This is a genomic window from Shewanella goraebulensis (assembly GCF_030252245.1).
Taxonomy (GTDB): Bacteria; Pseudomonadota; Gammaproteobacteria; order Enterobacterales; family Shewanellaceae; genus Shewanella; species Shewanella goraebulensis.
The window spans coordinates 2,604,954-2,619,224 of sequence record NZ_CP126972.1 but is presented as its reverse complement, the minus strand read 5'-3'; the positions used below and the strand labels follow the sequence as shown (position 1 = coordinate 2,619,224).

Annotated in this window: 8 protein-coding genes and 5 tRNA genes; 4 read left to right on the top strand and 9 right to left on the bottom strand. The window is 39.0% G+C overall.

Annotation, left to right across the window (positions count from 1 at the left end):
* Window positions 1–17 precede the first annotated feature (17 nt).
* From QPX86_RS11030 to QPX86_RS11010, 5 genes are all read right to left on the bottom strand, one after another.
* Window positions 18–93: transfer RNA gene (locus QPX86_RS11030), tRNA-Asn, on the bottom strand.
* Window positions 94–114: 21 nt separating this feature from the next.
* Window positions 115–190, bottom strand: a tRNA-Asn gene (locus QPX86_RS11025).
* A gap of 29 nt (window positions 191–219) precedes the next feature.
* Window positions 220–295 (bottom strand) — tRNA-Asn (locus tag QPX86_RS11020).
* Between the two features lie 23 nt (window positions 296–318).
* A tRNA-Asn gene (locus QPX86_RS11015) sits at window positions 319–394 on the bottom strand.
* 39 nt (window positions 395–433) lie between these two features.
* Window positions 434–509, bottom strand: a tRNA-Asn gene (locus QPX86_RS11010).
* A gap of 1,465 nt (window positions 510–1,974) precedes the next feature.
* On the opposite strand from QPX86_RS11010, the gene uvrB reads away from it, so the two are divergent.
* Window positions 1,975–4,014: an excinuclease ABC subunit UvrB gene (uvrB, locus tag QPX86_RS11005; protein WP_285162672.1), complete on the top strand. Its 2,040-nt coding sequence runs from the start codon at window positions 1,975–1,977 to the stop codon at window positions 4,012–4,014.
* Window positions 4,015–4,316: 302 nt separating this feature from the next.
* Window positions 4,317–5,894, top strand: coding sequence for a BCCT family transporter (locus QPX86_RS11000; protein WP_220755656.1), 1,578 nt, complete (start codon window positions 4,317–4,319; stop codon window positions 5,892–5,894).
* Between the two features lie 80 nt (window positions 5,895–5,974).
* Here the strand turns inward: QPX86_RS11000 and QPX86_RS10995 are convergent, their stop codons facing one another.
* From QPX86_RS10995 to asnS, 3 genes are all read right to left on the bottom strand, one after another.
* Window positions 5,975–6,691, bottom strand: coding sequence for a 3'-5' exonuclease (locus QPX86_RS10995; protein ID WP_285162670.1), 717 nt, complete (start codon window positions 6,689–6,691; stop codon window positions 5,975–5,977).
* A 3-nt stretch (window positions 6,692–6,694) separates the two neighbouring features.
* Window positions 6,695–8,578, bottom strand: coding sequence for a DUF294 nucleotidyltransferase-like domain-containing protein (locus QPX86_RS10990; protein ID WP_285162669.1), 1,884 nt, complete (start codon window positions 8,576–8,578; stop codon window positions 6,695–6,697).
* A 339-nt stretch (window positions 8,579–8,917) separates the two neighbouring features.
* Complete coding sequence (gene asnS, locus QPX86_RS10985) at window positions 8,918–10,318, bottom strand: asparagine--tRNA ligase (RefSeq protein WP_285162667.1); 1,401 nt, start codon at window positions 10,316–10,318, stop codon at window positions 8,918–8,920.
* 248 nt (window positions 10,319–10,566) lie between these two features.
* On the opposite strand from asnS, the gene QPX86_RS10980 reads away from it, so the two are divergent.
* Window positions 10,567–10,902: a hypothetical protein gene (locus QPX86_RS10980; protein ID WP_220754650.1), complete on the top strand. Its 336-nt coding sequence runs from the start codon at window positions 10,567–10,569 to the stop codon at window positions 10,900–10,902.
* A gap of 41 nt (window positions 10,903–10,943) precedes the next feature.
* Here the strand turns inward: QPX86_RS10980 and QPX86_RS10975 are convergent, their stop codons facing one another.
* Entirely contained in the window at window positions 10,944–11,525 is a 582-nt protein-coding gene (locus tag QPX86_RS10975; protein ID WP_285162665.1) for a CoA pyrophosphatase, read from the bottom strand.
* Window positions 11,526–11,955: 430 nt separating this feature from the next.
* On the opposite strand from QPX86_RS10975, the gene malQ reads away from it, so the two are divergent.
* Window positions 11,956–14,241 (top strand): 4-alpha-glucanotransferase, encoded by a 2,286-nt coding sequence (gene malQ / locus QPX86_RS10970; protein ID WP_285162664.1) that lies wholly within the window; start codon window positions 11,956–11,958, stop codon window positions 14,239–14,241.
* Window positions 14,242–14,271: the final 30 nt, after the last annotated feature.

The following is a 14,271-nucleotide window of genomic DNA, read 5'->3' as shown; positions in this document are numbered from 1 at the left end:
ACAAAGCGTCAAAATCTTGGCTCCCCAGACTGGACTCGAACCAGTGACATACGGATTAACAGTCCGCCGTTCTACCAACTGAACTACAGGGGATTTGAAGATTTATATAAAAAGTGGCTCCCCAGACTGGACTCGAACCAGTGACATACGGATTAACAGTCCGCCGTTCTACCAACTGAACTACAGGGGAATCGATACTTCATTATATTGTGTTTTAATTGGCTCCCCAGACTGGACTCGAACCAGTGACATACGGATTAACAGTCCGCCGTTCTACCAACTGAACTACAGGGGAATCGATTAAAACTAAGATAAAATTGGCTCCCCAGACTGGACTCGAACCAGTGACATACGGATTAACAGTCCGCCGTTCTACCAACTGAACTACAGGGGAATTTTATTTTATCTTTATTTTCAACTAACTATGCTAAATTGGCTCCCCAGACTGGACTCGAACCAGTGACATACGGATTAACAGTCCGCCGTTCTACCAACTGAACTACAGGGGAATCGTTTTTAGCAATGTATTGCTGAGAACGGAGCGCATAGTAAAACGCCCTGAACAATCAGTCAACTCGAGATATAAAAAAAATTGAAAAATTGATGTTAACTGGTCATCTAATACGCATCGTGGCTTATAAAACGTCAAAATGAGTGTTTTTTCGCAAGCAATCTGATTACTAAGGAATTAATTAATAACTGCATTTATGCCAATCTTTTAAGATTATTGATTTACTTATTACGACTTAACGCTTCTATTGAGCATATATCACCGATGTTATTTGATTTAACCGATGTTATTCACTTTATAGGTACACAAAGTAAAGGATGCATTATAAGTATAAGCACATCATTCTGTCTGTTCTGATATGGCGGCTTGCAGGTGAAAGTAATTAAATACTTGGTTGGTAGGTGTGTTGATAACCATGACCACCAATAAATAAGTAGGCTAGTTTATGTATGTGTTGCTTTCTTTATGATTTATTATCAAATACGACTAATCACATATCTGGCTCTCTATAGCGATGAATGATCGTTAATCAATTAAATTACACATACAAAGAGTAGTTCTTCATTCAAAAAGGCTACTGAGAATCAAGCTTGCTTAGCGTTAACTATATAACCTACGCATTAATTTAGTTTGTAAAATATTAGGCAAGTTCTTGTTTGAATGCTAACTAAAATCCTAACTGGTTGAAGTGATCAATTTGATGGGCTAAACAGCAGTGATGGTTGCAAAGAAATGAATCATTTAAATGTATTTGCGTAGTCTGACTTACAAATGTAATTTTATTTCATGTAACTTTTTTTACTGTTTCATGAATTTCTGTTTACCTCTATAGCCCAGTAATATTGGGCTAGAGTGACTTATCCACTAAATCTGTGGATAAGCCTGTGAGTTACTCACGAAATACCCTCTGAAGCCCTTATAACCATTGGGTGGAAGTTAAAAATTGTTCAGAATCAACTAATCGAAAAAACGTCAGAATTTCAGTGTGTTATAAAATGCAATAGATTTCTGTTTAGCCTCATTGTTTAGTGATGTCGAATGTAGTCTAAGTGAAAGGTCTATTGTGTATTAAATTGCCATAGAATAGAGGTTTTTGGCGGTTTTGTAGTCAAATTCAATATTTTGTGGCTGTTGTAGCATTATTTCATTTTTCATTCGTTAAATTGTAATAAAGCACTGTTATGGCAATAGTTGGTAACCGATAAACTTGTTTAAGCTTACTTGTCTTAAAGTCTTTCTTAATTGATTTATTGTTTGAATTTAGTCCAAACACTTTTCTGGCGAATTAAGCTGCACATCGATGGATAGTTGCTTACCTAATCAAAAGTCAGCAGAAAGAGTTGAGCGGGTAAGATTGTGTTAATGACATTTACATGACCAGCATAATGATATAAATGAAGATAGTCGCATTGTTTTACCTGTTCGGTATAAAATGAATCATTAACTTTTTAAGGATGTTTGTCGTGACAGAATCAGTTTTCAATCTTGTTTCAGAATACTCACCTGCAGGAGATCAGCCAACCGCGATAAAACAATTAGTGGATGGACTTGAAGCAGGCGTCGCCAAACAAACACTACTTGGTGTGACAGGCTCCGGTAAAACATTTACCGTGGCTAATTTGATTCAAACATTAGGGCGTCCAACCATCATTATGGCGCCGAATAAAACTCTAGCTGCTCAGCTATACGGTGAAATGAAAGAGTTCTTTCCTAATAATGCCGTTGAGTACTTCGTTTCTTACTATGACTATTATCAACCTGAAGCGTATGTTCCAGCATCTAACACCTTTATTGAAAAAGATGCATCAGTTAATGCCCATATTGAACAAATGCGCCTTTCGGCGACAAAAGCATTATTAGAACGTAAAGATGTGGTGTTGATCGCCTCTGTATCAGCCATTTATGGTTTAGGCGATCCAGAACTGTATATGAAAATGTTATTGCACCTTCGTCAAGGCGATATGATGGGGCAGCGCGACATTATCACTCGACTAGGTGAACTGCAGTACACCCGCAATGATATTGACTTGCAGCGTGGTACGTTCCGGGTACGTGGTGAAGTGATTGATATTTTCCCAGCAGAATCCGAACGTGATGCCGTCAGAGTTGAATTATTTGATGACGAAATAGAGCAGCTAAGCGAGTTCGATCCATTAACAGGTCAGGTGACTCGACGCCTAGCTCGTACGACAGTTTATCCTAAGAGCCACTATGTCACTCCTAGAGAAAAAATTATCGAAGCGACCGAGCATATTAAAGAAGAATTACGTGAACGCCGTCAAGAGCTATTAGATAACAATAAGCTTATTGAAGCTCAGCGAATCTCTGAACGTGTGCAATATGATATCGAGATGATGGTTGAGCTAGGTTATTGTTCAGGTATTGAAAACTATTCACGCTATCTATCCGGGCGCGCTGAAGGAGATGGGCCTCCTACCTTATTAGATTACTTGCCTGCCAATGGTTTATTAATCATTGATGAATCCCATGTGACAGTGCCGCAAATTGGAGCTATGTATAAAGGTGATCGAAGCCGTAAAACCACATTAGTTGAATATGGTTTCCGTTTGCCGTCAGCTTTAGATAATAGACCGCTTAAATTTGAAGAATTTGAGCAATTAATGCCGCAAACAGTGTTTGTGTCAGCAACTCCTAGTGATTATGAATTTGAACAAAGTGATGGCGAAGTTGCCGAGCAAGTAGTTAGACCAACAGGCTTACTAGACCCTGAGATCGAAATTAGACCTGTAGCCATTCAAGTGGACGATTTACTTTCTGAAATCCCCAAACGAGTTGCTGCTAATGAAAGGGTACTTATTACAACTTTAACCAAGCGTATGTCTGAAGATTTAACAGAATACCTTGATGAGCATGGCGTTAAGGTTCGTTATTTACATTCTGATATTGATACCGTTGAACGGGTTGAGGTGATACGAGACTTAAGGTTAGGCCACTTTGATGTACTGGTAGGAATTAACTTACTTCGTGAAGGCTTGGATATGCCTGAAGTATCGTTAGTTTGTATTTTAGATGCTGACAAAGAAGGTTTTTTACGTTCAGAACGATCGCTTATCCAAACCATTGGTCGAGCTGCGCGTAACGTCCACGGTAAAGTTATCCTATATGCCGACAAGGTAACTAAATCAATGGAGAAAGCCATTGGTGAAACTGAGAGACGCCGCGAGAAGCAACATGCTCATAATGTTAAGCTTGGCCAAACACCGCGAGGAGTCACTAAAAAAGTTACAGATGTGATGGATTTAGGCGATCCTCATAGAGGTAACAGTAAACATCAATACACAGCTTTTGGTAAAGTTGCTGAAAAAGAGGCTGAATACGTTCAGAGTTCGGGCAAAGTTCAAAGTGTTGCGGAGCTATCGAAGCAAATTGATGTACTTGAGAAACAAATGCATCAGCACGCTAGAGATCTGGAATTTGAGCAGGCAGCATCTGTACGTGATGAGGTGAAAAAACTACGTGAACAAATTATTCTAAATAGTTAACGGACAATTTCACGGCAATATTTCATTGTATGTTTATGAGATTCCATAGAGGCTTAGCTCGAATGCTAAGCCTTTTTTTTGCTAAGGGTTATTGATAACGCCACTATAGGTTAATTGACCTATCGTTTAGTTATCTTAATCATCGAGTCTTTTATTTAACCCCTTTTGTTAAGAATATCTAACTTTTACTCTAAAAAGTGATGTGGAACGTGTTTGCTTTTCTACATTGGCTGCAAAATATCCCTTAATAACGTAAAATGTAATTACATTTTACGGATGAAAATTCTTCTAAACGAGGATTAATGAATACTAATAAAGATAAATACAGTATCGATAATACTGATTACACTGTCGGTCAAGATAACATTCAAAAGTGGGGTTTTGATGTTCATAACCCCGTTTTTGGGATCAGCGCGTCCTTAATTGGATTGTTCATCGTCGCATTATTATTAGTTGACCCTGAAACATCTAAGTCGGTATTAGATGGCATTAAATGGAAAATCATCGGTGCTTTTGATGGTTTATTTATGTGGTCAGCTAACATATTCGTTTTATTTTGTTTAGCCATGATTATTTCGCCTTTTGGTAAAATTCGATTAGGCGGAGATGAAGCAAAAACAGATTATTCTAGATTATCTTGGGTGGCAATGTTATTTGCTGCTGGTATGGGGATTGGCTTGATGTTTTGGGCTGTCGCTGAGCCAGTCGCTTATTTCACGGGTTGGTATGAAACTCCGTTAAATGTCACTGCTAACACGCCTGAAGCTGCCGAGTTAGCCCTTGGTGCGACGATGTTCCATTGGGGGCTTCACCCTTGGGCAATTTATGGTGTGGTTTCATTATCGTTAGCTTTCTTTGCTTATAACAAAGGCTTACCGCTATCGATGCGTTCAGTATTCTACCCAATATTGGGCGATCGCACATGGGGCTGGCCTGGTCATGTTGTCGATATTCTTGCGGTTATCGCGACCTTGTTTGGTTTAGCGACGTCTTTAGGTTTGGGGGCTCAACAAGCTGCCAGTGGTTTCCACCATGTATTTGGCATGGATAATAGCCTTGGTCTTCAAATTGCAATTATCTTTGCTGTGACGTTAATTGCTGTTATTTCAGTGGTTCGTGGTATTGATGGTGGTGTAAAAGTTATCAGTAATATTAATATGCTACTGGCATTAATATTAGTCGTATTTGTTGCGCTGGTAAGCTTTGCTGTGGCGATGGGAACCATTCCTACGACAATTATGGGTTACATTAAAAATATTATACCGTTAAGTAATCCAGTAGGTCGTGAAGACGAAGCTTGGATGCATGGCTGGACTGTATTCTACTGGGCTTGGTGGATTTCATGGTCCCCATTTGTTGGTATGTTTATCGCGCGTATATCACGTGGTCGTACTATCCGTGAGTTCATGACAGCAGTATTAATAGCACCAACAGTTGTCACTATTCTGTGGATGTCAGTATTTGGCGGCGTAGGTATTGATCAAGTGGTCAATAACATCGGCTCGCTAGGTGAGAAAGGCTTAACAGAAGTGCCTTTAGCCATGTTCCAAGTGTTTGATCAACTGCCACTAGGTAATATCTTATCAATGTTAGCAGTAGTACTTGTATTAATATTCTTTGTAACGTCTTCGGATTCAGGTTCACTGGTTATTGATAGCATTACTTCTGGTGGTAAAGTTGATGCGCCTGCTCCACAACGTGTATTTTGGGCGTTAATAGAAGGTGCAATTGCTGCAGTACTTGTATGGGTTGGTGGCACAGAAGCCATTGAAGCATTACAAGCTGGGGCAATTTCAACAGCCTTGCCATTTACCGTTATTTTGCTGGTGATGTGTGTCAGTTTAATTATGGGGCTAAGAACAGAGAGACGCGCGCGTTAATCTTTATGTCTTTTATTAAAAAACCGAGTAATACATTAGGTATTGCTCGGTTTTTTTATGGGGGGATTAAAAGTTAACGATTACAACCACAGTTTTTTGATTGGTGTGTCAGGACTAAAGTGATGATAGATTTGCGCTTGAAGTAGCTCTGCAGTGGCAATAGCATCAGTTAACGCATCATGGGGGGGATAGGTAGGCAAATTATATCGCATGCGGCTGCCGCCCAATCTGATTGACTCAGGGCGCTTGTGTTTAAACCAGTCTAAGAAGCTTTTAGGCTTAGACTGAAGGACTTCAGCTTCAATTTGCATGGTATCAATAACGGGAAACACTATGCCTTCATTGATCAATGTACGTAGCGCGGCATCAAAAAAATCACGTTCAATCCTGCGGTAATGCACAACGACGATTTTACCTGCTAGCTCATCTAGCAGTTGTTCTAAAATACGTAAAAGATCTGGTGCGCCTTTTAAGTCTGAATGGGTAATTCCATGAATGACAATAGAGTCTTCTTGTAATTTATCTTCAGGCGTTACAAACCAGTGCTTAGCTCTCCTTAGTGCTATCCGTTGAAGCGTGAAGGGCACTAAGCCAATACTGATAATACTATTTTGATCGGCATCTAAACCAGTGGTTTCAAAATCTAAAGCAACAAATTCAATATCTTTAACTTTAGTTTCGTCATGATAGGTACTGGCATTATAAAAATGGGTTAGCCTTTTATCTTTGCTTTCCTTGGCTTTTATTTCTAAAAACGCTTTCCAGTTCAGGACTTCTTGATTGGTAAAATGGTGCATGAATTATCCCTGCATACTGTTTGCACTGTAGCGGAACTTTAAAAAGTTCTGCGCACTACTTAGCACCAAAAATGCATCTTTAAGATTTCGTCTTTCAAAATCAGACATATTTTCAGGTTCGATATTGTTATCGGGTTCTTGCTCCGCTTCAATGTCTAATGCTTGGTGGCGTATACGAACTAACGAAATAAACTCCATAGCATGCTGTAAATCTTTCCCTTTTGAAGGTGGCAAAATACCGGCTTCAATAATATCTTCCAGGCGATCGAATGAGTTCTGAGATTGTGAGCCGATTGCTAAGGCATGCACACGAATTAAATCCGCAAGAGGGGCTGTACCGCGACGTTTTAAGTTAATTGAATTGTTATGACGCCCGTCTTTTTCCATCACGAAGTCTTTAAAGAAACCTAATGGCGGAGTACGATTTAAGGCGTTTCGGGCAAGGCATGCCAAAAAGCGATTATTTTTTTTGGCTTTTCTTAAAATAAATGCATTTAATTGCTCAGCCCATTTGGGGCGGCCATAGACTCCATACAAATCAAAGAAAATGGAGCAATTAAGCAATGCTTGGCCATTTGGATGTTCAATCCAATCGGAAAAGCACTCTTCCCATTCTGTCTGAGTTTTACGATACTCAGGATTGGTGGCCATGATATCGCCAGTACAATAAGTGTATCCGCAAGCGGCTAATCCATCGCAGACGAATTTTGACAATTGAGCAAAGTATTCACCGTGCAATGACTCTTGATAGTCATTATCAAGAATTATCGCATTGTCTTGATCGGTAACGATAAGCTGCTCATCACGAGCCATTGAACCAAGCGCAAGAAAACAATAAGGCACTGGAGGGGGGCCAAACTGTTCTTCAGCTAGCTCTAGTAGTCGCTGTTTAAAGCTTCTGCCAATTTCTGACATTGCGCGGCCAACCATATGCGAGTTAGCATCTTCATTAACCATACGGACAAAACAATCTTTAATTTGACTAGATAACAAGATTAAATCGTCAATACTATTTTGTTGAAAAATACTACTGACTATCAGCAAACTGTTCTGTGATTCATAACGAATTATGTCAGTAACTTCAATTAACCCAATAGGTTGTTTGTTCTTTAAAATAGGGAGGTGATGGACGTTATAGCGAAGCATTAATAACATAGCTTCAAATATATAGGCATTGTGATCGAGCGAAATAAGCTCTGTCGACATCACTTCGCCAACCGGGGTTTCAACGTCTAAACCCTCTGCAATAACTTTGGCACATAGATCTCGCACTGTAATAATACCAACAAAACTATTACCGCCTTCATCGGCTAAGTTAGGGTCATTAATAATCGCTGCAGACACATTATCCTCAGACATAATACGCGCAACATCTTTAATAGACGTTGTGTTCGACAGCATTACCGGCTCGCCACTGAGGATGGTTTTAACCTTTGAGGTGGTTAATGAATTGGCATCATCGCTGTTGTCCTCGACTGCTTGTTGAAGCCTTACACTACCTTCTACTTCTACAAAATCTGCAAACACATCGTAACGCTCGCAAAATGCATCAAATAATTTTTCAGGTATACAGTACAGTAGAGTATCTTTTAGTGCTTTTGCGGGGTAACGAACCTTGTTATTTGTCAGTAGGCCCATTTGTCCAAACAGTTCGCCTTGATCCAGTCGATTGTATAGCTCACCACTGCGACGATATATCTCAACATCACCACTGCGGATCATATAAAGGTCGTGAATATTATCTTCAAAATCAATCACCATGCTATCTGCGCGGTAGTAGGAAATTTCGATACTCTTTGATACTTCAATTAATGCTTTTTCTGGCAGTAGATCAAAAGGCGGGTATTGACGGATAAAGTTACGAATTTCAAGTAGTTCGACTTCCATTATTCGCTCGATATGATTGATTTAGTAATAACAATCATTATATGGCATTTATTGAGACTATGCAGTTAACCTGCTTATCAAGATGGGGAATACTTGAACCAGATGAGTTATCTGTATTCATAATTGATGACAATGCATGAAATATTAGTTAATTTCTGAGGTTTAAATGAAATTAATTCAATCTAATAGTTATGATTACCTTGTCTTCAGTGTGATAGTTATTGATAACATTATTTTACGATGAAATTTATTGCGTCAATTAGAGTTTAGTTTCTGGCATAAAAAAACGCGCTTAAAGCGCGTTTTTATTATCTAAAGATTGCCTTTATTAGCAATAGATTAGAAATTTGCTGATTTTGGTGCACGTGGGAATGGGATCACGTCACGAATATTACTTACGCCAGTCACGTATGAAACTAATCGCTCAAAACCTAAACCAAAACCAGCGTGAGGGACTGTGCCATAACGGCGTAAGTCACGGTACCACCAGTAATCTTCTTGGTCTAATTCCATTTCAGCTAAACGTGCATCAAGTACATCTAAACGTTCTTCACGCTGTGCGCCACCAATGATTTCACCAATACCTGGTGCTAATACATCCATTGCAGCAACTGTTTTACCATCGTCATTTAAGCGCATGTAGAATGCTTTAATGTCTTTTGGATAGTTTTTAACAACAACAGGTGCTTTGAAATGTTCTTCTGCAAGGTAACGTTCATGTTCTGAATGTAAGTCGATACCCCATTCAACATCAAACTCAAATTTCTTGTCACAAGCTTTAAGAATTTCAATCGCATCAGTGTAATCGATTTGTGCGAAATCACTGGTTACGAATGCTTCTAAACGCTCTATAGCGGTTTTCTCAACTCGCTGTGCGAAGAACTCTAAATCGTCACGTCGTTCTTCTAATACTGCGCGGAAACAGTATTTAAGCATGTCTTCAGCAAGCTTTGCTGCATCATCTAAGTCTGCAAAAGCAATTTCAGGTTCAACCATCCAGAACTCTGCTAAATGACGACTCGTGTTTGAGTTTTCAGCGCGGAATGTTGGACCAAAGGTATAAACCTTAGAAAGAGCACAAGCGTATGTTTCTGCATTCAACTGGCCTGAAACCGTTAAGAAAGATTCTTTACCGAAAAAGTCTTCAGCAAAATCAACTTCACCTTTATCAGTGCGCGGTAAGTTTTCCATATCTAAAGTTGATACACGGAACATTTCACCAGCGCCTTCAGTATCTGAAGCAGTGATTAGCGGGGTTGAAACCCAGATGTAACCTTGTTCGTTATAAAAACGGTGAATAGCTTGAGATAGACAGTTACGAACACGGGCAACTGCACCAATGATGTTTGTGCGTGGGCGTAAATGAGCAAGTTCGCGAAGGTACTCAATTGAGTGACGCTTAGCAGCCATTGGGTAAGTATCAGGATCTTCAACAAAACCTGTCACTTCAACTTTGGTTACTTGCATTTCGTATGCTTGACCTTTGCCTGGAGACTCAACCACTTCACCAGTCATAATCACTGAACAACCAGCAGTAAGCTTAAGCACTTCTTCAGTATAATTATCTAAATTATTCGGAACAACGCCTTGAATAGGATCAAAGCATGAACCGTCATAAACAGCTAGGAAAGAAATACCAGCTTTAGAATCGCGGCGAGAGCGAACCCAACCACGTACTGTAACTTGCGAACCAATCGCGAAGTCACCTTTAAATACAGAAGCGACAGATGTAATGCTCATTGTTGCTTAGTTCTCCAATGGATCAATGATATAAATAAGTGCTTTATATTACCTTGATATCGGCTTTTCACAAGCCGAAAAACCCCTTATAACAAGATAATTCGCCAACTTTTAACGTTATTAGCGTTTTAATACTTTAAAACATCCTTAAAAAGCTAAAAATATCTTCTAATTGATCTTTAAATAGACTTGTAAGCGTATGATGAAAGAGTATATTTTATTATCATCTTGATGATGTAGGTGGTTAAATGTCCAAAACTAAAATTTTGCAAATTGTATTGGCTGTCCTTTCCATTGCTGGTTGGTCTTTGGCGGTTTATGCTTTGGTTGTATTCGGTGAAGCTAGACCTGATCGGGCTGTAGGTTACTTTTTAAGCCAAGGTGTTGAGGTGCGTTTAGATTGGGACCCTGTATTAACAATCAAACTTGAGTATTTGATTTGGTGGTGTGCTGGGATAAGCTTGGTTAACTTAGCAGTTAATTATTATGCACAAACCGCTAGAAAAATTGAGTATTGGGTGAATATTCCATTATTGTTGTTAGTATCATTGGCGGCAGGTTTTTATATCCGATATGTGGTTTAACTGTAGTAATAATTGGCTTTAATTAGGGTTGGAATTTAATTTTAGCTTTTTGATAATTCAATATGACGGCAAAGTAAATCAATAATGGCAGCAGTTACACCCCAAATAAACTTACCTTTATATGGCATATAGTGTACGTCAAAGTCATTGCCTTTTCGGAAAAAGCTAAAGGTGTAGCGGTTGTTAGCATTAGTAAAGTATTGCAGTGGCACCCAGAACGTTTCAGCTACTTCACCTGGATCTAAAATAATATCAAATGGCTGATTAATTAACCCGATTATCGGCGTGACTTCAAAGCCTGTGAATGTCGCATGGGATGGGAAGCTACCAACAATGGTCACATTGTCAGGCGACAACCCAATTTCTTCATCAGCTTCTCTTAATGCGGTTTCCACCAGACTGTTATCAGCATCATCTACTTTACCACCAGGAAAACTGTATTGCCCTGGATGCGCTCGTAAATGCAGAGCTCGTCGAGTGAGTAATATTTGCAGTTGACCATTAACTTCCAACAAGGGCACTAGAACAGCAGCTTTACGCAAGCTTTTATTAATTGGCGCAGAGCTTATTTCAGTGGCTAAACGCTGAAGAGAAAAATGCACATTAAATTGATTTGTGTTCATTAAGCTTCATTTTCCCCTTATCGATTAAATACAATTGAAATATTGTCTGAAAAGATTACTTTGCAAAACTCTATCTGCCACATGATTATTAGCAAAGTTTAAATTACCATATTCACTCTCGAGATTGTTGATTTTAAAGTATGAATTAAAAATCTTATTGATGTCATATTGGTTTCTTGTGAATTCTAACTTGTTAGATGCACTTGGTTTGTGCATTTTTGCACCAAAACATATAGAAAAAATAAATTCAAATCTAATAATTCAAACGGATGAATTTTACCCTCCCAAACCCTTCCTTTCTAAGCTTATGAATTTAAATAATATATTTTGTCACTAGAATGAAATATCACTGTAGTTAAACTGTGATGTTTTACTGGCATGGTTACTGCTGAGTTATTAACCAGTTATGTTATTTGCGAGGAAGACAAATATGGGACTGGAGAAGTTACTATATTTGCAAGGCGTAGGGGCAGAGTTTATTGATTGCTTTGGCAACAATGTTCAGATCAGCCCTGAAGATAGAAATGGAATTCTTAAGTCAATGTGCTTGGGCTATTTAGGCTTGCAGCGCCAATCTGATGCAGATGTATTGTCTGGTTCTTATATTGAACAACGTATTTATGAGCTAGACGTGAAACCTTGGTTAAATCCACTGCGTCAATTTCAATGGAGCTATGTGGATACACCAAGTGTTGAGGTATATCTTCCCGAAACTTTTGACGGAAACCTTCGTTTCGAGTTAGTGACTGAGCTTAATGACACCTATCGTTTTCAGATCCACAGTAACCAATTAACTGTCGCTGGGGATTACCGAGTTGGTGACAGCAATTATTTTAAATATCAATACTCCTTAAGCCAACTATCCAATATCCCTGTTGGTCTGGGTTACCATCAAATTAGCTTGGCTGTTGAGTCTGACAATTTTGTTCACACTTATACAGGCCAATATATGCTTGCTCCTCGAAGTGCATATTGCGGTAGCATTGATAGTGACAGCTCTAGCTCTGACATTATCGGTACTAAAAACATCAGAACTAAAAGCATTAACAATAACGATTTCAGTAGCAACGATTTCAGAAGCAATAACTTCTGTAACAACAGCGATACACACAAACCTTGGGGAATAAGTACTCAGTTATATAGCATCAAGAGCGATACACAATGGGGAATAGGAGATTTTAACGATTTACTGAAACTCATTAGTTATTCGGCTGAACAAGGCGCTGATTTTATATTACTTAATCCATTGCATGCGCTAGATTTACCTAACAATCTCAGTCCTTATAGTCCAGACGATCGCCGCTGGTTAAATCCTTTATATATTCATATTGAATCAGTTGATGAATATGCCTGCATTGCTAACCAAATAGAGTCCCAAGAGTTCCAAGACAAAAGGGCATATTTAATTAACGGCAGCTTACTTAATTATGCTGCTGTATATGATCTCAAATATACGATATACCGTCTGCTTTTTAATGCATTTATTAGCAAGAATAGATTAGTTAGGACCAAGCGCTACGATCAATTTAATCAATTTAAACAGCAACAAGGGGAAGCATTAGCTCAGTATGTCACCCATCACACTGAGCTGATAAAAACATGCTCTAACAACAGTGATACTGGCTCTGATGCAGATTTTATCTGTTATCTGCAATTTATTGCTTCTGAACAACTCGCCATATGCCAATTAAAATCGAAGTCAGTTGGCATGCTAATAGGGCTTGTCAGGGATATGGCTGTTGGGGCATCACCTAATGGTGCTGAGGTTCAACAAAACAGCGGCTATTTTTGTCAGCAAGCCAGTATCGGTGCGCCGCCAGATCCGTTTGCGCCACAAGGACAAAATTGGGGATTAACACCGCTTGATCCAATTAATCTACAGCAAAATAACTTCAAACATTTTATCTCGTTAATCCGCTCTAATATGCAGTCTTGTGGCGGTTTACGCATCGATCATGTTATGGGATTACTGCGTTTATGGTGGTGGCCAACAGACACTGATAACGGTAAAGGCGCTTATGTTTATTATCCACTTGATACCTTACTCGCCATTTTGTGTCTCGAAAGCCAGCGGGCGCAATGTCTACTCATTGGTGAGGATTTAGGCATTGTTCCGCCAGAGATTGTGCAAAACTTATCTAAAGCGAAAATCTTTTCAAATGAATTGTTCTACTTCACCAAAAATCATCATGGCTTTTCTGCGCCTGAGTTCTATAAAACCCATAGTTTAATGATGCTAGCAAATCATGATGTTCCGACTCTTTCAGCATGGTGGAGTAACGATGACATTAAGCTTAGGCACGAACTTGAATTAATTGATTATGAGCAGTTTCAAACGTCTTTACAGCAACGTGAAAGTGAAAAGCAACAACTGGTTAATTTACTTAAAGAACAACAATTACTTATGCCACAAACCGTGGTTGAAACTCTCAGTTTAAATCAATTATTACCTGCATGGTTTTCATTAACGGCATCAGGTGAGTCGATGCTCTATAGCGTGCAAATAGACGATTTAATTGATGAAACCAAACCGATAAATATCCCCGGAACTTGGAAAGAATACTCCAACTGGCAACGTCGATTATCTGTGAGTTTAGAGCAGATTATGGCGTCAGATGAAGTAAAGCAAAAGCTGAAAATAATCAACCAAGTTCGCCACGGCAAAGTGCCTGAATACAGTCAACAAATACAAAAGATGACGGATTGCATTAAGTAGCAAGCCATAGCGGAAATAAATTAACTTTTA